Source organism: Agromyces sp. NBRC 114283 (assembly GCF_030268405.1).
Classification (GTDB): domain Bacteria; phylum Actinomycetota; class Actinomycetes; order Actinomycetales; family Microbacteriaceae; genus Agromyces; species Agromyces mediolanus.
Map to the genome: position 1 here is coordinate 676,712 of NZ_BSQP01000001.1, position 17,745 is coordinate 694,456.

General features: G+C 72.7%; 20 protein-coding genes. 9 read left to right on the forward strand and 11 right to left on the reverse strand.

All coding sequences use genetic code 11. The annotated features are described in order from the left end of the window. The first annotated feature begins 152 nt into the window (after positions 1-152). Complete coding sequence (locus tag QSJ60_RS03260) at positions 153-1,034, forward strand: fumarylacetoacetate hydrolase family protein (protein ID WP_285462526.1); 882 nt, start codon at positions 153-155, stop codon at positions 1,032-1,034. Next, positions 1,034-1,786 carry an SDR family NAD(P)-dependent oxidoreductase gene (locus QSJ60_RS03265; protein WP_285462527.1) on the forward strand — a complete coding sequence of 251 codons (753 nt, stop codon included), beginning with the start codon at positions 1,034-1,036 and terminating at the stop codon, positions 1,784-1,786. The genes QSJ60_RS03260 and QSJ60_RS03265 overlap by 1 nt, the downstream gene beginning before the upstream one ends. Before the next feature lie 43 nt (positions 1,787-1,829). On the opposite strand, the gene QSJ60_RS03270 is transcribed toward QSJ60_RS03265, so the two are convergent. Further along, positions 1,830-2,528, reverse strand: coding sequence for a GntR family transcriptional regulator (locus tag QSJ60_RS03270; RefSeq protein ID WP_285462529.1), 699 nt, complete (start codon positions 2,526-2,528; stop codon positions 1,830-1,832). A gap of 88 nt (positions 2,529-2,616) precedes the next feature. On the opposite strand from QSJ60_RS03270, the gene QSJ60_RS03275 reads away from it, so the two are divergent. Then, entirely contained in the window at positions 2,617-3,705 is a 1,089-nt protein-coding gene (locus tag QSJ60_RS03275) for a mandelate racemase/muconate lactonizing enzyme family protein (RefSeq protein ID WP_285462531.1), read from the forward strand. 84 nt (positions 3,706-3,789) lie between these two features. After that, complete coding sequence (locus QSJ60_RS03280; RefSeq protein ID WP_285462532.1) at positions 3,790-5,151, forward strand: MFS transporter; 1,362 nt, start codon at positions 3,790-3,792, stop codon at positions 5,149-5,151. A gap of 110 nt (positions 5,152-5,261) precedes the next feature. Here QSJ60_RS03280 and QSJ60_RS03285 read toward each other — a convergent pair whose 3' ends face one another. From QSJ60_RS03285 to QSJ60_RS03295, 3 genes are all read right to left on the reverse strand, one after another. Next, positions 5,262-5,819: an NADPH-dependent FMN reductase gene (locus tag QSJ60_RS03285; protein ID WP_230767436.1), complete on the reverse strand. Its 558-nt coding sequence runs from the start codon at positions 5,817-5,819 to the stop codon at positions 5,262-5,264. Positions 5,820-5,947: 128 nt separating this feature from the next. Next, positions 5,948-6,619, reverse strand: coding sequence for an SDR family NAD(P)-dependent oxidoreductase (locus QSJ60_RS03290; RefSeq protein WP_189084259.1), 672 nt, complete (start codon positions 6,617-6,619; stop codon positions 5,948-5,950). A 121-nt stretch (positions 6,620-6,740) separates the two neighbouring features. Next, positions 6,741-8,195: a DUF6421 family protein gene (locus QSJ60_RS03295; protein WP_189084260.1), complete on the reverse strand. Its 1,455-nt coding sequence runs from the start codon at positions 8,193-8,195 to the stop codon at positions 6,741-6,743. A 296-nt stretch (positions 8,196-8,491) separates the two neighbouring features. Between QSJ60_RS03295 and QSJ60_RS03300 the strand changes: the two genes are divergently transcribed. Beyond that, positions 8,492-8,959, forward strand: coding sequence for a hypothetical protein (locus QSJ60_RS03300; RefSeq protein ID WP_230767531.1), 468 nt, complete (start codon positions 8,492-8,494; stop codon positions 8,957-8,959). A gap of 40 nt (positions 8,960-8,999) precedes the next feature. Here the strand turns inward: QSJ60_RS03300 and QSJ60_RS03305 are convergent, their stop codons facing one another. Both QSJ60_RS03305 and QSJ60_RS03310 read right to left on the reverse strand, forming a co-directional pair. Next, positions 9,000-9,671: an NAD(P)H-dependent oxidoreductase gene (locus QSJ60_RS03305; protein ID WP_230767441.1), complete on the reverse strand. Its 672-nt coding sequence runs from the start codon at positions 9,669-9,671 to the stop codon at positions 9,000-9,002. Position 9,672: 1 nt separating this feature from the next. After that, positions 9,673-10,116 (reverse strand): MarR family winged helix-turn-helix transcriptional regulator, encoded by a 444-nt coding sequence (locus QSJ60_RS03310; RefSeq protein WP_230767444.1) that lies wholly within the window; start codon positions 10,114-10,116, stop codon positions 9,673-9,675. 71 nt (positions 10,117-10,187) lie between these two features. Here QSJ60_RS03310 and QSJ60_RS03315 point away from each other — a divergent pair, with 71 nt between their 5' ends. After that, positions 10,188-10,952, forward strand: coding sequence for a DNA alkylation repair protein (locus tag QSJ60_RS03315; protein ID WP_285462536.1), 765 nt, complete (start codon positions 10,188-10,190; stop codon positions 10,950-10,952). A gap of 91 nt (positions 10,953-11,043) precedes the next feature. Further along, on the forward strand, positions 11,044-11,640 hold the full coding sequence (locus QSJ60_RS03320) for an NADPH-dependent FMN reductase (RefSeq protein WP_230767450.1): 597 nt from the start codon (positions 11,044-11,046) through the stop codon (positions 11,638-11,640). Between the two features lie 78 nt (positions 11,641-11,718). Here QSJ60_RS03320 and QSJ60_RS03325 read toward each other — a convergent pair whose 3' ends face one another. The 5 genes from QSJ60_RS03325 to QSJ60_RS03345 all read right to left on the reverse strand — a co-directional run bounded on the left by QSJ60_RS03325 (position 11,719) and on the right by QSJ60_RS03345 (position 16,015). Next, a complete protein-coding gene (locus tag QSJ60_RS03325) occupies positions 11,719-12,732 on the reverse strand; it encodes an ABC transporter permease (protein ID WP_285462538.1) in 1,014 nt (337 codons plus the stop codon). A 10-nt stretch (positions 12,733-12,742) separates the two neighbouring features. After that, positions 12,743-13,771, reverse strand: coding sequence for an aliphatic sulfonate ABC transporter substrate-binding protein (locus QSJ60_RS03330; protein WP_230767456.1), 1,029 nt, complete (start codon positions 13,769-13,771; stop codon positions 12,743-12,745). Between the two features lie 41 nt (positions 13,772-13,812). Continuing rightward, positions 13,813-14,667, reverse strand: a complete 855-nt coding sequence (locus QSJ60_RS03335) for an ABC transporter ATP-binding protein (protein WP_285462539.1) — start codon at positions 14,665-14,667, stop codon at positions 13,813-13,815. Positions 14,668-14,833: 166 nt separating this feature from the next. Continuing rightward, positions 14,834-15,679, reverse strand: coding sequence for an exodeoxyribonuclease III (locus QSJ60_RS03340; protein ID WP_285462541.1), 846 nt, complete (start codon positions 15,677-15,679; stop codon positions 14,834-14,836). A gap of 30 nt (positions 15,680-15,709) precedes the next feature. Continuing rightward, entirely contained in the window at positions 15,710-16,015 is a 306-nt protein-coding gene (locus QSJ60_RS03345) for a hypothetical protein (protein ID WP_285462542.1), read from the reverse strand. Between the two features lie 112 nt (positions 16,016-16,127). Here QSJ60_RS03345 and cofE point away from each other — a divergent pair, with 112 nt between their 5' ends. Together cofE and QSJ60_RS03355 are read left to right on the forward strand one after the other, a co-directional pair. Further along, positions 16,128-16,898 carry a coenzyme F420-0:L-glutamate ligase gene (gene cofE / locus QSJ60_RS03350; RefSeq protein WP_189084269.1) on the forward strand — a complete coding sequence of 257 codons (771 nt, stop codon included), beginning with the start codon at positions 16,128-16,130 and terminating at the stop codon, positions 16,896-16,898. Positions 16,899-16,991: 93 nt separating this feature from the next. Beyond that, positions 16,992-17,720 carry a GntR family transcriptional regulator gene (locus QSJ60_RS03355; protein ID WP_285462544.1) on the forward strand — a complete coding sequence of 243 codons (729 nt, stop codon included), beginning with the start codon at positions 16,992-16,994 and terminating at the stop codon, positions 17,718-17,720. The last annotated feature ends 25 nt before the right edge of the window (positions 17,721-17,745 follow it).

The window sequence follows — 17,745 nt, forward strand, 5'->3', positions numbered from 1 at the left end:
TCTCTGAGATCCGCAGCGGGCGTCGGGGTCCGCGGTGAGCCACCGACAGCTTGCCCAGTCGCGCCGACGCTCGCCGCATCCAAGTGGATATAGGATATAGGAATCAAGCGACGGTGCAGGCCGTCGACCGATCCGACCCCAAGGAGGAGCCAATGCGGTTCGCCCGACTCGGTCGCCCCGGCGACGAGGTCCCCGTCCTGCTCGACGGCGACCGCGCCTTCGCGCTGCGCCCGCTCATCGCCGAGCTGGCGGGCATCCCCGACGACCCCGCCGCCCGACTCGACCTCGACGGCGCGTTCCTCGCCGCCGGTGGTCTGCGGGCCGCCCGCGACGCGCACGCCGCCGGCCGTCTGCCGGAGCTCGATCGCGCGGGCCTCCGCGTCGGCGCCCCGATCGCCCGGCCGAGCGCGGTGTACTGCATCGGCATGAACTACGCGGCCCACGCCGCCGAGTCCGGCGCCGAGCCCCCCGCCGAGCCCGTGGTCTTCATGAAGGCGCCGAACACGATCGTCGGTCCCGACGATGCCGTCGCAATCCCGCGCGGCAGCGCGAAGACCGACTGGGAGATCGAGCTCGGTCTCGTGATCGGCAGCCGTACCGACACGCTCGACGACCCGGCCCGCGCCAGGGACCACGTCGCCGGGTACGTCGTCGCGAACGACCTCTCGGAGCGCGACTGGCAGCTGGGCCGGGTCGGCGGGCAGTGGACGCTCGGCAAGTCCGCGCCGGGCTTCTGCCCGCTCGGGCCCTGGCTCGTGCCGGCGGATGCGTTCGATGCCGACGACGCGCGGCTCCGCAGCTGGGTGAACGGCGAGCCGCGGCAGGATTCGCGCACGGCCGATCTGATCTTCGGCATCGACCGCATCGTGTGGGAGCTGAGCCGCTTCCTCGTGTTGGAGCCCGGCGACCTCGTGCTGACGGGCACGCCCGAGGGCGTCGCCCTGTCCGGGCGATTCCCGTACCTGGCTCCCGGAGACGTCGTGGAGCTCGAGATCGACGGGCTCGGCCGGCAGCGCCAGGAGGTGATCGGCTGATGGGCGCCTTCGACGGGCTCGTCGCGATCGTCACCGGCGGGGCATCCGGACTCGGCGAGGCGATCGCCCGCCGGCTGCGGGCCGAGGGGGCGCGCGTCGCCGTCTTCGACCTCCGTGCCGCGGACGCGGCGCACGCCGATCTCGCGGTCTCGCTCGACCTCGGCGACGACGCCGCGGTGCGAGCGGGCGTTGAGCGCGTCGCGGCCGAGCTCGGCGGCATCGACGTGGTCGTGAACAACGCCGGCATCGGCGCCCAGGGCACCGTCGCCGACCACGACGACGCCGAGTGGCACCGGGCGTTCGACCTCAACGTGGTGGCGATCGCGCGGGTGAGCCGCGCTGCGCTGCCGCATCTCCGGCGCTCCTCGGCGGCGAGCATCGTGAACACCTCCTCGATCGCCGCCACCGCGGGGCTGCCGCAGCGCGCGCTGTACTCGGCGACGAAGGGCGCGGTGCTCGCGCTCACCCGGGCGATGGCCGCCGATCACCTCGCCGAGGGCATCCGAGTGAACGCGGTCAGCCCCGGCACCGCGGACACCCCCTGGATCGGCCGCCTGCTCGAGCGCGCCGCGGACCCGGTGGCCGAGCGCGCCGCGCTCGAGGCGCGCCAGCCGCACGGGCGGCTCGTCTCGGCCGACGAGGTCGCCGACGCGGTCGCCTATCTCGCGAGCCCGCGGGCCGGCTCGACCACGGGCGTCTCGCTCGCGGTGGACGGCGGGATGCAGGAGCTGCGCCTCCGCCCGCGCGGCTGAGGCGCCGCGCGCCCGCGCGGGTTGCGCCGGGCAGCCGCGGCGGCTATTCGGCCGCCTCGTCGGCCTGCGGGACGAGGCGGGCGCGCGAGGTCTCGAGATGCGTGCGCATGGCGAGCTCGGCGGCGTCGGCGTCACCGGCTTCGAGCGCGGCGAGGATGGCGGCGTGCTCGTCCGCTGTGTCGTCGGCGATGCCGTGCTGGAAGTACAGCCGGTACAGGTGCACGTGCGAGCGGAGCCGGATGATCGCGTCGGCGAGCAGGGGGTTGCCCGAGGCGCGGGCGATGGTGTGGTGGAACGCGGCATCCCGCTCGGCGAAGTCGCGGTAGTTGCGGAAGCCGGCCTCCGCGCCGTCGGATGCCGCGGCCTGCCGCATGCCGCGCAGCTGCACCGCGAGCTCCCCGCGGGCGACGGCGTCGAGCCGGGCCGTGGCGAGCCGGGCCGCCCGCGGCTCCAGCAGGATGCGCAGCTCGTACAGCTGGTCGAGGCCCCCCGCGTCGAGCAGCTCGGCCGCGGTGTAGCCCTTGCGGGCCTCGCGGAGCACGAGCCCCTCGGCCTCGAGTCGGGTGAGCGCCTCGCGCACCGGGGTGGGGGAGACGTCGAGCTGGCGGGCGACCCCGTCGATCGAGAGGCGCGCGCCCGGCGCGATCTCCTGGTCCATGAGCAGCGAGAGCAGGGCGTCGTAGACGTCGTCGACGAGGGCTCGACGCGGGGGGATGGTCACGCTCACGGCACCCAGGGTCATCCGGGAAGTCTACCGCCCGCCCTATTCCGTGCATCCTCTAGCTATTTCCTATAGGATCTACGAACAAGCCTCCCAAGGAAGTGAACCCATGGCCCGCATTACCCAGGCGACCGCGTCGCTCATCGACCTCGAGGTCGAGACCGTCCGCACCGACGCCACCCAGAGCTTCGAGAAGCAGGAGACCATCGTCGTCGACCTCACGACCGACGAGGGGCTCCGCGGCACCGGCTACTCCTACACGATCGGCACGGGCGGCCGCTCGGTGATCGAGCTGCTGCGCGGCACGCTGCTGCCTCAGCTCCTCGGCCAGGATTCCCGCGAGGTCGAGGCGCTCTGGCGGCGCCTGCACGACCGCACCCACGCCACCACCGTCGGCGCGATCACGAGCCTCGCGCTCGCGGCCGTCGACACCGCGCTCTGGGACCTGCGCTGCCTGCGCTCGAACGAGCCGCTCTGGCGCGCCGCGGGCGGCTTCCGCAACGCCGTGCCGCTGTACGACACCGAGAACGGCTGGCTGCACCTCGGCACGCAGGAGCTCGTCGACGGCGCGATCGCCGCGAAAGCGGCCGGCTGGAGCGGCACGAAGATCAAGGTCGGCAAGCCGCACATCGCCGAGGACCTGGAGCGGCTCGCCGCGGTGCGCGAGGCCGTCGGTCCCGGCTTCGACCTCATGGTCGACGCGAACCAGGCGTTCACGAGCGCCGAGGCCATCCGCCGCGCCCGTGCCTTCGAGTCGCTCGAGCTGTTCTGGTTCGAGGAGCCGCTGCCGGCCGACGACGTCGACGGGCACGTGCGACTCGCCGCCTCGACCGCCATCCCGGTCGCGGTGGGGGAGTCGATGTACTCGCTCGGCCAGTTCCGCGACTATCTGCAGCGCGGCGCCGCGACCGTCGTGCAGACCGACGTCGCCCGCATCGGAGGCATCACCCCCTGGCTGAAGGTCGCGCACCTCGCCGAGGCCTTCAACGCCGATGTCTGCCCGCACTTCCTGATGGAGCTCCACGTCAGTCTCGTCGCGGCGATCCCCAACGGGCGCTACGTCGAGCACATCCCGCAGCTGCGGGCCGTCACGAACGACGAGATCCGCCTCGACGGCGGCCGCGCGGTCGCCCCCGGGCAGCCCGGCCTCGGCATCAGCTGGAACCGCGACGCGATGGACGACCGCCGGGTCGCGTGAGCCGAGGCATCCGCCGCCCGCACCCGCAGCGTTCTCCGCACCCTCCCCCGCCCGCGAAGTACCCTCGACACGAATAGGACAAGGATGTCTCGAACCGCACTCCCCCCGACCGATCGCCCCGCCAAGCACAACTCGATGCTCGGCGTCGGCGCCGCCTCGCTCGTGGGCTCCGCCCTCGAGTGGTACGACTTCTACCTCTACGGCACCGCGGCGGCGCTCGTCTTCAACCGCATCATCTTCGTCAACTCCGACCCGCTCGTCGCGACGCTCGCCGCGTTCGCGACGTTCGCGGTCGGCTACCTGATCCGCCCGCTCGGCGGCCTCATCTTCGGCCGCATCGGCGACACCCACGGGCGCAAGTACGTGCTCGTGCTGACGCTGCTCGTGATGGGCGTCGCGACCTTCCTGATGGGCCTCGTGCCGAGCTACGAGCAGGTCGGCATCTGGGCGCCGATCATGCTCATCGTGCTGCGGCTCGTGCAGGGGATCGGCGCCGGCGCCGAGTTCGGCGGGGCGGCGATCTTCTCCGTCGAGCACGCGAACCCGCGCCGCCGCGGGCTGCACGGCGCCTGGCCCTCGGCCGGCGTGTACCTCGGCCTGCTGATGGCCTCGGGCGTCTTCGCGATCGTCACCCAGCTGCCGGAGGACGAGTTCCTCGCCTGGGGCTGGCGCATCCCGTTCCTGCTCAGCGCGGTCGTCGTGGTCGTGGCGCTCGTCATCCGGCTGAAGCTCGCGGAGAGCCCCGCCTTCGTCGCGCTGCAGGAGCAGGAGCACGCGCCCGCCTCCCCCGTGAAGGAGGTCTTCGCCCGCGAGAAGACGGCGATGCTCACGCTCTTCCTCGCGCAGACCCCGCAGAACGTGGTGTCCTCGATCAACCTCGCCTTCATCACCGCCTACCTCGTCGGCAACCTGCACCTCGCCTCCTCGATCGGGCCGCTCGCGACCACGATCGGCACCGCGGTCACGATGGTGCTGCTGCCGCTGTTCGGCTGGCTCTCCGACCGGGTCGGCCGACGGCCGGTGATCCTCTTCGGCATCGTGTTCTCCGCGATCTTCGCCTTCCCGTACTTCTGGCTGATCGACGGGGCGCAGGCGCCGTTCCCGATCGTGCTCGCCATCGTCGTCAGCCTCGGTCTCGGCGTCGGCGCGATGTTCGGCCCGCAGGCGGCGTACTTCGCCGAGCTCTTCACGGGCGGCGCGCGCTTCACGGGCCTCGCGTTCTCGCGTGAGCTCGCCGGCGCGGTGAGCGCGGGCACCACTCCGCTCATCGCCGTCGCGCTCGTCGCGGCGGTCGGCGGCGGTACCTGGGGTGTGGCGCTGTTCATCGTCGGCGCGTGCGTGCTCGGTGCCATCGCGGTGTGGTTCGGCGGCGGGACCCGTGGGCGCCGGATGAGCGCGACCACGGTCGAGGAGCTCAAGGCCTCGACGGGCTCCTTCGAGTCCTGAGGGGCCCGGCCCGGAAACGCGGAACGCCGCCGACGGATCCTCCGTCGGCGGCGTTCCGGCGTGCGGCGCTGCGGGCGCCACGGGCGCCACGGGCGCCGCGCGCCGCGGGCTCAGGCCGCGCGCGAGCCCTGCACCCGGCGGATGAGGTCCGCGAAGGCGCCGAGGAAGCCGCGCAGGTACTCGGCGAGGCCCTCGTCGGTCACCCGGCCGTCGGCCAGGAGGCCCTCGGTCGCGTGCACGAAGGTCTCGGGCTGGCCGAGCGTGGCCGCGTTCAGGTTGCCCAGGATGCCACGCAGGTGCTGCTGGGCCGCGGCCGTGCCGATCGAGCCGATGGAGGCGCCGGTGATCGCGACGGGCTTGCCGTCGAAGGCGTTCTGGCCCCAGGGGCGGGCGGCCCAGTCGAGCGCGTTCTTCAGCACGCCGGGAATCGAGCGGCTGTACTCGGGCGTCACGATCAGCACGCCGTCGACGTCGGCGATCGCCTGCTTGAAGTTCTGGGCGACCAGCGGGTAGTCGGCGTCGTAGTCGGGCGAGTAGAAGGGCAGTTCGGCGATGGAGATCTCCACGAGGCGCACGCCCTCGGGGGCGAGGTTCGCGAGGGCCTTCGCGTACTCGCGGTTGACCGAGGTGCTCGAGATGCTGCCGACGAGGTAGCCGATGGTGGTCACTGGTGCTCCGATTCCTGCCGGACTCCGTGCCCGGCCACCAGGACGCAACGGGATACCATGCGAACGTATTCCCGGCTCGGCCGATCCGCCGTCGAACTCGTCGGTCTCGCGACATCCGGCGGCCGGACTCAGTCCGCCGAGAGCGTCTCCACCCGGCCGTTCAGCGCCGCGGCATCCTCGTGCCAGAGCGCGACCACCCGCTCGGCGAAGCGCTCCTCGAGCCCCTCGAGCGCCTTCACCCGGAAGGTGACCGCCGCGCCGCGGTCGCCGGCCTTCCCGAGTCCCTGTGCGACGCTCTGCATCCACGACTCGCTCGCAGCCTTCACCGCGGTGTAGTTGGCGCCGCCCGCGGTCGGGTGCTCGACGGTCGTCGAGGAGATGATCGTGATCCGCCCGGCGGGGGAGCCGACGAGGTCGTCCCACAGCGCCCGGCTGAGGTGGCGCAGCGCCGAGAAGGAGCGCTCGAGCACGCGGTAGTCCTCCTCCGTCTGCCCGGGCAGCCCGCCGCCGCCCCGCCAGCCGCCGACGAGGTGCACGACGCCGTCGACGTCGCCGACGCGGCCGTGCACCCGCATCGCGAGCGGCCAGACCTGCTGCTGATCGGTGAGGTCGGCGAGCTCGGTGACGAGCCCGGGGAGCTCGTCCGCCATCGCCTCGAGGCGCCCCCGGTCGCTGCCGACCGCGACCACCACGGCGCCCGCGTCGAGCAGGGCGCGCGCGACGGCGCGGCCTGAGGCGCTCGTCGCGCCGGCGATCAGCACGACCCGGCCCGCGGGCCCGTTCGTCGAATCATCCACCATGTCGTTCTCCATCCGCTCGCTCCGTGCTCGCTCCGTGCTCGCCGTGTTCCATCGAAGCGAATCACCCCGAGCGCCGGAACGGAAGCTCCGTGCGCCCGGGGTGATCCGGTGAATCCAGTGCTCAGGCCTCGTCGGCGCCCGTGATGCCGACCGTCGACTCGATGACCGGCTTCATCTTCTTGTCGAGCGCCTCGAAGAACATCGACAGCGGGAACTCGTCGTCCATCACGAGGTCGGTGTAGCCCTTCGGCGGGCCCGCGAGCACCTCGCGGGGCAGGCCCTCGGCCCACACCGACGCGGGGTTCGGCGTGACCACCGAGGTGACGAGCTCGTACGCCTTCAGCCAGTGCACCGTCTTGGGGCGGTCGATCGACTCCCAGTAGAGCTGGTCGATCGCGTCGCCGAGCTCGACGACCGCGTCGGCGACGGCGTCCCAGTCGAAGCTCAGCTCGACGTCGCGCCACTCCAGCACGTGCTTCTGGTGCAGCCACGCGAACAGCAGCTGCCCGCCGAGCCCGTCGTAGTTGCGCACCCGGCTGCCGGTGATCGCGAAGCGGAAGATGCGGTCGAAGATGACCGCGTACTGCACGAGCTTGCCGGTCGAGCGCATCTGCTCCTCGACCTCGGTGAGCTCCTCGCCGGCCGCGAGGCGGGCGTCGAGCGCGCGCTGGATCTTGACCGACTCGCGGAAGGCGGTCAGGTCGCAGCGCAGCTCCTCGAGCGAGTAGAGGAAGAACGGCATCCGCTGCTTGATCATGAACGGGTCGAACGGCAGATCCCCGCGCATGTGGGTGCGGTCGTGGATGATGTCCCACATCACGAAGGTGCGCTCGGCCAGCTGCTGGTCGTCGAGGAGGCTCGCGGCATCGTCGGGCAGCTCGAGCTTTGTGATCTCGCTCGCGGCGCGCACGACGCGACGGTAGCGGGCGGCCTCGCGGTCCTGGAAGATCGCGCCCCAGGTGAACTGCGGGATCTCGCGCATCGCGACCGTCTCGGGGAAGAGCACCGCCGAGTTGGTGTCGTAGCCGGGCGTGAAGTCGACGAGCCGCAGGCTCACGAAGAGCTTGTTGCCGTAGTCGCCGGCCTCGAGGGCGGCGATGAACTCCGGCCAGATGGTCTCGACGACGAGCGCCTCGACGTGGCGGTCGGAGGAGCCGTTCTGCGTGTACATCGGGAACACGACGAGGTGGCGGATGCCGTCGACGCGGTGCCGCTGCGGCTGGAACTCGACGAGCGAGTCGAGGAAGTCGGGGATGCCGAAGCCGGCGCCCTGCCAGGTACGGAAGTCGGCCTGCAGCGCCGTCAGGTACGCGGCCTCGTGCGGGAAGCGCGGTGCGAGCGCGGCGACGGACTCGACGATCGTGTCGACGAGCGCGGATGCCTCGGGGCGGTCGGTCTCGACCGGCACCGAGCCGTCCTTCACCTGGAGCGCCTGCAGCCGGGTCGCCGCGTCCTTCAGCGCCAGCCAGGCGGGGTCCTGCTCGACCCCGGCCGCGAGGGCGATCGTCTCCGGCGTGACCGCGTCCTCCAGGACCTCGGGTTCGCCAACGATGGTGTCAAGAGTGGTCTGTGACATTCGGAACCTCCCGTCGTCGTGGTGGTCTGCGGCAGCGCAGAATCGCCGCCCATCCCAGGGTAGGCGCACGCGCTCCGCGATTGGTTGCGGTGCGACGCGGGAATCTTGCGCCGATCGAACGATCCACGCTGGCGATCGCCTGCCCGCACACGAATCCGAGAGCGGAGGCATAGGGGATGCATAGCGGGCGTGCGTACCGTCGCTCGAGGCCGGGCGACGGACTCCTCCGCACCGGCCCGGCGCACCGGCATCCGTCTCGGCGTCCGCCGAACTCGACCAGACGAAACGAGTCCCTCATGACCCACTCCCGCCCCTCCGCCGCCGTCGCCCTCGTCGTGCCGACGATCGCCCTCGCCGGCTCCGCCGTCGTCACGGTGATCGGCGCGATGTGGACCTCGCAGGCGAACGCCACGCTCAACGCCGCGCTCACGAGCGGCACCGGCACCGCCGTCGACGTCTACGGCAGCCAGTCGGAGATCGTCGTGTCCTCGGGTCTGCTCACCGGCGGCATCGTCGGCCTCGTCGTCTCGCTCGCGCTGTTCGCCGTGCTGATCGGCTTCGGCGCGCTCTCGCGCCGGGTGCCCGCGCCGGTGCTCGCGGCCGAGCCGCAGGCGGAGCCGGAGCTCGCGGCCGAGCCGGAGCCGGAGCCGGAGCCGGAGTTCACGGCCGAGCCGCAGACGGAGACGGCGCCGGAGCTGGAGCCGGAGCCGGCCGACGGTCCGAGCCCGGCTGAGCCGGGCGAGCACCGTGATTCACGGGGCTGACGCGCGGCGCGACGCACCTGGCCCCGCCTCGGCGCCGTGATCATGCGTGCACGCCACCCTGGTGCGCCGCTCGCTCCGCGGCCGCTCTCGAACCGTGCGCGCGGTCGCGGAACCGGGCGGCGGCGTCGCGCCGCCCGAGCCTCGTGGCGGCGGCGAGCCACCGGGCCCGACGTTCGGGTGACGAGAAGCGCACCGGCGTGAACCGAGTGACGCCGATCGCGCGAATCCCGACGTACGCGAGCGTCGCCCGCGACAGCGAGGTCTCCGCGGCATTGCGGTAGACGAGGCGGTTCCAGACCCGCGGGGCGTCCATCGTCATCATCAGGCGGGCGGTGCGCCCGCCGAGCAGGCGAGTGGAGACGTGACCTCGCCCGTGCCGGTAGGCGCGGCCGGAGAGGACGACGCGGTCGATGAACGCTTTCAGCACGGCGGGGTAGGTGCCCCACCACTGAGGGAACGCCAGGACGACGTGCTCGGCCCATTCGACGTCGTCGATGAACGAGCGGATCCGGGCGTCGAGGTGCGTCGTCGTGCCACCCGGCGCTCGGAGCTCCGCCCGTTCGGCGGCGACGAGCTCGAACTCGTCTCGCGCGAGGTCGATCACGCGCACGTCGGCGCCGCCGTCCCGCGCGCCCTCGATGTAGCGCGTGGCGAGCGCGTGCGTGAAGCTCCCGGCGAACGGGTGCCCGATGATCACGAGCGTGCGCCGCACCTCAGGCGCCCGCCCGCTCGAGGTGGGCGACGAGCAGCGCGAGATCGCGGTGCAGGGAGCCGAGCTCGACGCCGTCGACGCCGGCGAGGAGCCCCGAGAACGCGGCGTCGAGGGCGGGCCCAGCCCGTTCGATCAGCTGGAGCGCCGCCGGCGTCGGTTCGAGCAGGACCCGGCGCGCGTTCGCCGCGTCGGTGCTCGTCGTGACGAGTCCAGCCTCCACGAGGCCGGGAACGCGCTTGCTCACCGCAGCCTTGGTGATGCCGAGGCACTCGGCGAGCGTCGTGATGTCGGGCGGAGGGGCGATCGTCGCAAGCGTGGCGATGAAGACGAACTGTGCGTGGCTCACGCCGAAGCGCTCGCGCAGGAACCGGTCGCCGAACTGCTGCATCAGGGTGCTGAGGTGGTGGAGGGTGACCGTCAACCGGTCGCCGAGAAGCGCATTCACCCGGCTAGTCAACCAGTTGACACACGATGGTGTCAACTGGTTGACGAAACGGTTGGCGATAGCGTGCAGGCATGGTTGGAGACGAACTCCGGACCGCCGCCGAGGTGCGGGCCGCGCTCGCCGCGGCGTCCTCCCCCGAGCGCGCCGCCGGCGCCGCCCGCTTCTTCAAGACGGGCCCCGGCGAGTACGCCGAGGGCGACGTCTTCATCGGGGTCACGGTGCCCGCGACGCGCGCCATCGTGCGGCGCTCGCTCGCGCTGCCGGCCGCCGAGACCGCCGAGCTCGTCGCGAGCCCGATCCACGAGGAGCGTCTCGCCGGGCTGCTCGTCATGGTCGAGCGCTTCCGCCGGGCCGGGCGGCCGCGCGGGCGCGACGACGCGGTGCGCCGCGCCGAGCACGAGGCGTACCTCGCGGCCGTGCGCGCCGGCCGGGTCGACAACTGGGACCTCGTGGACGCGAGCGCCGAGGTGCTCGTCGGCGAGGTCGTCTACCCCGGCCCGAGCGCCGACGAGCCGCTGCCGCCGCTCGTCGCGGAGCTCGCGGCCTCCGCCTCGCTCTGGCAGCGCCGGGTCGCCGTGCTCGCGACCTTCGCGGCGATCAAGGGCGGGGACGCCGCGCCCACCCTCGCCATCGCCGAGCGGCTGCTCGACGACCGCGAACCGCTGCTGCACAAGGCCGTCGGCTGGATGCTGCGCGAGGTCGGCAAGCGGGTCGACCGGACCGCGCTCACCGGCTTCCTCGACCGCTTCGCCGCCCGGATGCCGCGCACCATGCTGAGCTACGCCTGCGAGCACCTCTCGCCCGAGGAGCGGGCGCGCTACCGGGCCCTGCGCTGAACGGGGCTGGTGCGCGGCCGGTCGCAGGTGCAGGCTGGACCCGGATGCGCGGCGCCGCTCCGCGCCGCCACGGAGCAGGAAGGATCGCGCCATGCAGATCGAACCCATCCACCACGAGCCGCCGTACCGGGTGGGCGTGTTCATCGGCAGCCTCGCGAGCGACTCGATCAACCGGCTGCTCGCCGGGGCGCTCGAGCGGCTGGCCCCGCCGGAGCTCGAGTTCCACGAGATCGTCTACCGCGAGCTGCCGCTCTACAGCCGGGACTACGACGCCGACTACCCGCAGGTGGCCCGCGACTTCAAGGCGGCCATCCAGGCGTCGGACGCCCTGCTCTTCGTCACGCCCGAGTACAACCGCTCGTTGCCGGGGCCGCTGAAGAACGCGATCGACTGGGCGAGCCGGCCCTGGGGGCAGAACGTGCTCACCGGGCGGCCGAGCGCGGTGATCGGCGCGTCGACCGGCGCGATCGGCACCGCGGTCGCGCAGCAGAGCCTGCGCAGCATCCTGAGCTTCTCCAACGCGCCGCAGATGAACTCGCCTGAGGCCTACCTGCAGTTCACGCCGGGGCTGATCGGCCCGGACGGCGAGGTGACCGTCGAGAGCACCGAGGAGTTCCTCGCGACGTTCATGCGCCGCTTCCTCGAGTTCACCACGCGCGTGCTGACGGTGCTGCCGCGCCCCGACTGAGCCTCACCCCCGACTTGCCCGACGTTCATGGAAGTCGGGCAAGTCGGGGGTGCGAGTCCGGTCAGCGCCGTCCGCGGCTCAGGCCCACTTGCGCACGGCCCAGCGCTCGAACAGGCCGACGATCGCGTCGGTCAGCTTGCCGAGCACGGCGAGCAGGATGATCGCGAGGAAGATGCGGTCGATCCGGCCGTTGTTGCCCGAGTCCACGAGCAGGAAGCCGAGGCCCATCGAACTCGCGATGAGCTCCGCGGCGACGAGGAACAGCCACGACTGCGCGAGCGCGAGCCGAAGTGCCGAGACGACCGAGGGCACCGCCGCGGGCAGCTGCACGACCGAGAGCAGCCGCACGCCGCGCAGGCCGAACGCCCGCCCGGCCTCCAGCAGCTGCCGGTCGACGTGCCGCAGCGCCGCCGCGACGATCGTGTACACGGGGAAGAAGGCGCCGATCGCGATGAGCACGACCTTCGACTCCTCGCCGATCTTCAGCCACAGGATGAGCAGCGGCACCCAGGCGAGCGAGGGCACCGCGCGGATCGCGCCGAGCGTCGGCGAGAGCAGGATGTCGCCGAGCTTCGACAGCCCGACGACGGCGCCGACGACGAGGCCGAGCGCGGCGCCCACGGCGAAGCCGATGAACACACGCTGCGTCGAGATCGCGATGTAGAGGCCGAGCAGGCCGCGCTCGGCGAGGTCGACCCCGGCCGTCCACACCATCTCGGGGCTCGGCAGCATCGAGACGGGCACGGCGCCCGAGGTCGAGGCGAGCTGCCAGGCGACGAGCAGCACGAGGGGGAGCAGCGCCCCGCCCGCGATCCGGAACCAGCGCAGGTCGACGAGGCGGCGGCGCGGGGCGACGCCCGAAGGCCCGGCCGGGCCAGCGCCGTCGGCACGGAGGTCGGATGCCTCGCGCCGGTCGATCCCGGAGACGCCGAGCGGCCCCGCGGCGGCGACCGCGAGGCCGCCGTCCGCGACGGGCGCGTTCGACTGCCGATCGACCGAGGTCACGCCCGCGCGCCCGTCCCCGGCGCCGGCGCGGCCGGTGCCGGGGTCGGTGCTCGTGAGCGCGTCCCCGCGCGAGGCATCCGCCGTCATCGGATCCGCCTTACTCGAAGCGCGACGCGTCCGCCTTGGCGGCGAACGTGTCGTTCACGATCGAGGCGAGCGCCTCGTCGACCTGCTGCTGGCTGGCGACGTCGCCGAGTTCGACGAAGATCGGGCCGATCTTCTCGAGCACCGCGATCTGCGCGTCCCCGGGCACGTGGTCGACGTCGAGGTTCGTGCGCTCGTCGATCACCTTGGTGGCCACGGCGAGGTCGAGGCCCGCGACGTCGGCGAGGATCTGCGCGGTCTCCTCGGGGTTCTCCTCGGCCCACTGGCGGGCGTGCTCGTAGGCGTCGACCACGGCCTGGGCGACCTCGGGCTTGTTCTGGATGAAGTCCTCCGTGGCGTTCAGGAAGCCGTAGGAGTTGAAATCGACATTGCGGTAGAAGAGGCTCGCGCCCTGCTCCTCGGCGCCGGCCATGATCGGGTCGAGGCCCGCCCACGCCTGCACCGAGCCGTTCTGCAGCGCGGCCCAGCCGTCGGCGTGCTGCAGGTTCTGCACGGTGATGTCCGACGCCTGGAGGCCCTCGGCCTCGAGCGACTGCAGCAGGAAGAAGTACGGGTCGGTGCCCTTCGTCGCCGCGACCTGCTTGCCCTTCAGGTCGGCGACCGAGGAGATCCCGGTGCCGTCGACCGTGACGAGCGCCGCCCACTCGGGCTGCGAGAAGAGGTCGATGACCTGGATGGGCGAGTTGTTCGAGCGGGCCAGCAGGGCGGCGGAGCCCGCGGTCGAGCCGACCTCGATCGCGCCGGCGCGCAGCGCCTCGTTCGCCTTGTTCGAGCCGGCCGACTGCACCCAGGTGACGTCGAGTCCGGCGTCCTCGAGCCAGCCCTGGTCCTTGATGACGAGGCTCAGCGGGTTGTAGGTGGCGAAGTCGATCGCGAGGGTCTGACCCTCGAGCGAGCCGGACTCGGCGCTCGGGGCCGGCTCGGCGGCCTGGCCCTCGCCGGCGACGCAGCCGGAGAGCAGCAGGGCGCTCGCCGCGGCGCCCGCGACGAGCGCGGTTCGGATGAGACTGGTGCGGGACATGTGACTCCTCGGGGGTGGGGTGCAGGCGGGGCCCGGCGCGCTCAGTAGGGGAACGCCGGGATGGTGCTGGTGGACTGGATGCCGCGGGCGGCGCCGTGCCGGTCGATGCCGAGCCCGTCGAGCAGGCGGCCTCGGAGCTCGGCGAGCTCGGCGGAGCCGCGGTCGCGAGGCCGGGTGCCGGGCACGACGACGGTCTGGCGGATGCTCGCTCCCGGCGTCGCGTCGGTGTTCGCCTCGGTGCCGAGCACGACGATGCGGTCGGCGAGCTGCAGCGCCTCGTCGACGTCGTGGGTGACGAGGAGCACGGTCGTGGGCTCGGCGGCGTGGACCTCGAGCAGCAGGTCCTGCATGCGCAGCCGGGTCAGGGCGTCGAGCGCGCCGAAGGGCTCGTCGAGCAGCAGCACGTGCGGCGAGCGGGCGAGCGCCCGCGCGAGCGAGGTGCGCTGCGCCATCCCGCCGGAGATCTCGCGCGGGCGGTGCTCGGCGAACTCGGCGAGCCCGACGAGTTCGAGCAGGCGGGCGACATGCGCCCGGCCCGCGGCGCGCGGGGTTCCGCGGGGCAGACCGAGGGCGACGTTCTGGGCGACGGTGCGCCACGGCAGGAGCCGGGGCTCCTGGAAGCCGATCGCACTGCGCGCGTCGTAGTCGGCGACGGGACTGCCGGCGATCGTGACCCGCCCGCTCGTCGGCCGGTCGAGGCCGCCCGCGATGCGCAGCAGGGTCGACTTGCCGCAGCCGCTCGGGCCGAGGATCGCGAGGATCTCGCCGGCCTCGACGACGAGGTCGACGTCGCGGAGCACCGGCCGGGGGCCCGCGGCGGTCGGGAACGCGCGACCGACGCCGCGGAACTCCACGGGCAGCGCGGCTGCGCTCGTGCTCGTCGGCGTCGCTGGCATCTGGGCTCCCGGGTTCCGGGCTCGCCGGAACCGAACGGCGGCGCCCATCGGGGGAGATCAGCGCGCAGGGCGGTGGTGGATGCCCCGACGGTACCCAGCCGACGCCCGCGCTGTCAGCCCGTCACGACCCATGGCGTAACACGGGGTGCGCGGAACCGCGGGCTCGTCAGCCGAAGATCATCGGCAGGTCGCCGTCGTCGTCGCCGCCGAGGTCGAGCTCGACGAGCACCGGCACGTGGTCGCTCGGCGCGTCGCCCTTGCGCTCGTCGCGGTGGATCGACGCGCTCGTGACGGCCTCGGCGAAGGCCTCGGAGCCGAGGATGAAGTCGATGCGCATGCCCTCGTTGCGGGGGAAGCGCAGTTGCTTGTAGTCCCAGTAGGTGAACAGGCCCTCGGGCACGCGGGCGCGCACCACGTCGCTGACGCCGGCGTTCTCGAGCGCGAAGAACGCCTCGCGCTCGGCGGGGGAGACGTGCGTCGTCTGGCCGACGATCACGGTGGGGTCGCCGTTGTCGACGTCGAGCGGGGCGACGTTGAAGTCGCCCATGAGGGCGAACGGCACCTCGGGGTGCGCGCTCGTCTGGGCGCGGGTGTACTCGGTGAGCGCCGCGTACCAGTCGAGCTTGTAGCTGTAGTGCGGGTCGCCCAGGGCGCGGCCGTTCGGCACGTACAGGCTCCACAGCCGCACGCCGTCGACGGTCGCGCCGATCGCCCGGGCCTCGCGGGGCAGGTCGGGGCCCTCGTGGCCCTTCAGGAAGCCGGGCATGCCGGGGAACTCGTGCTCGACGTCGTGGATGGGCGAGCGGCTCGCGATGGCGACGCCGTTCCACTGGTTGAGGCCGTGGATCGCGAGCTCGTAGCCGGCCTGCTCGAACGCCTCGTGCGGGAACTGCTCGGGCTTGCACTTGATCTCCTGCATCGCGAGCACGTCGACGTCCTCGCGCACCATCCAGTCGACGACACGGCCGACGCGGGTGCGGATCGAGTTGACGTTCCAGGTGGCGATGCGCATGGGATCCAGCGTATCCGCCGCATCCGACGGTCAGACGCTGACGGACTGCATGAGCAGCACGAGGAACCAGATGAACGTCACGCCGCCGAGCACCAGGCCGACGATCGAGGTGACGAGGCTGTACCGAGGCCACTTCGCGCCCGGCGCCCGGCTCAGCCGAAGGCCCTGGAGCGCGAAGAGCAGCGGGATGAAGCTCCCCAGCATCGAGTAGCTCCACTCCCCGCCCGTCGACCCGATCGAGGCGGCCATCCAGACGAGCGCGGCGCCGGCGACCACGGCGATCGTGCCGCAGACGCGTGCCGAGATCTCGTCGCGCGACGCTCGGGACTGCGACATTGCGGCTCCTCCTCGTGCTCGGCCAGGACCTTGGAAGTGTACCCAGCCGAATCGCCCGACTGCCGCGCGCCCGGCATTGCTGCCATGATCGAAGCCGAGCGAGGAGGCGACGATGGGATTCAGCGTCGAAGGCGTCGAGGGCATCGGCGAGATCACGGCGGGCGCCGATCTGGCGGCGATCATCGCGGGGGCCGCCTCGCTCGAGCACGGCGACATCCTCGTCGTGACCTCGAAGATCGTCTCCAAGGCCGAGGGCCGGATCGTCGAGGCATCCGACCGCGAGGCGGCGATCACCGCCGAGACGGTGCGCGTCGTGGCGACACGCGAGTACGACGGCGGCGTCACCCGCATCGTCGAGAACCGGCAGGGCATCGTCGGCGCCGCCGCGGGCGTGGACGCCTCGAACTCCCCGGACGGCACGGTGCTGTTGCTGCCCGTCGACCCCGACGGCTCGGCGCGCGCGCTCGCGACCGGGCTGCGCGAGCTCACCGGCCGCCGCGTCGGCGTCATCCTCTCCGACACGCTCGGCCGGCCGTGGCGCGAGGGGCAGACCGACATCGCGATCGGCGCGGCCGGCGTGCACGTCTTCGACGACCTGCGCGGACAGGTGGATGCCTCGGGCAAGGCCCTCGCGGTGACCATGCCGTGCGTCGCCGACGAGATCGCGGGCGCCGGCGAGCTCGTGAAGGGCAAGAGCGCCGGGGTGCCGGTGGCCGTCGTGCGCGGGCTCGATCGCTACGTGGGCGACCTCGACCTGCCCGGCGCCCGGTCCATCCAGCGGCCCTCCGACCGCGACCTCTTCCGGCTCGGCGCCGACGAGGCCTACGACGAGGGGTACCGTGCGGGCTTCGACGAGGCGCAGGCGGAGGGCGGCGAGCGCTGAGCGAGGGGCGCGCCGCAGCGGGCGCGCCGCGGTTCCGAGATCTTGGATCCAATTTGCGTGCCCGGCGCCCATCCATCCGCTAGCCTCGTCGCCATGAGCGAACGCGAGACCCGCACCGCCGGAGCGAGCGCGCCGAGCGCCGAAGCGCTGCAGAAACTGGCCGGTCGGCACCAGGCGGGATACCGCTCGGTCGGCACGATGGCCTACGACATCCTGCGCGACGCGATCCTCGACGGCACGCTCGCCCCCGGGCAGAAGCTCCGCCAGGAGACCCTCGCCGAGACGATCGGCGTGTCGCGGCTGCCCGTGCGCTCGGCGCTCATTCAGCTCGAGGCCGACGGCCTCGTCGAGTTCCATGCCCGGCGCGGCGCGGTCGTGAAGGCCCTGTCGGCGGAGCAGGCGCGCGAGGTCTACGACATCCGCGTCCTGCTCGAGATCGATGCGCTGCGGCACTCGATGGACGAGATGGCGCCCGAGCGCATCGCGCGCCTGCGCGAGCTCGGCCGCACGGCCGACGCCGAGGAGGAGGGCGCCGACTTCGTCGACGCCCGCACCCAGTTCTATGCGGAGCTCTACGGCGCGGCCGCCCGCCCGGTGCACTGGGAGATGATCGAGCAGCTGCGGCTGAAGGTCGGCCGCTACGTGCTCGGCTGGCGGCTCGTCGGCGGCGGCGAGCATGGGCACTCGCACGAGGAGCTCGTCGCGGCCGTCGAGGCAGGGGATGCGGATGCCGCGGCCGAGGTGCTGCGTTCGCACCTCACCGGCGTGCGGGACGCCGTGCTCGCCATGCTCTCCGCCGAGGGCGGCGCCGGCGCGCGCTGAGCCGCCGTGGCGACGACCGGCCGGC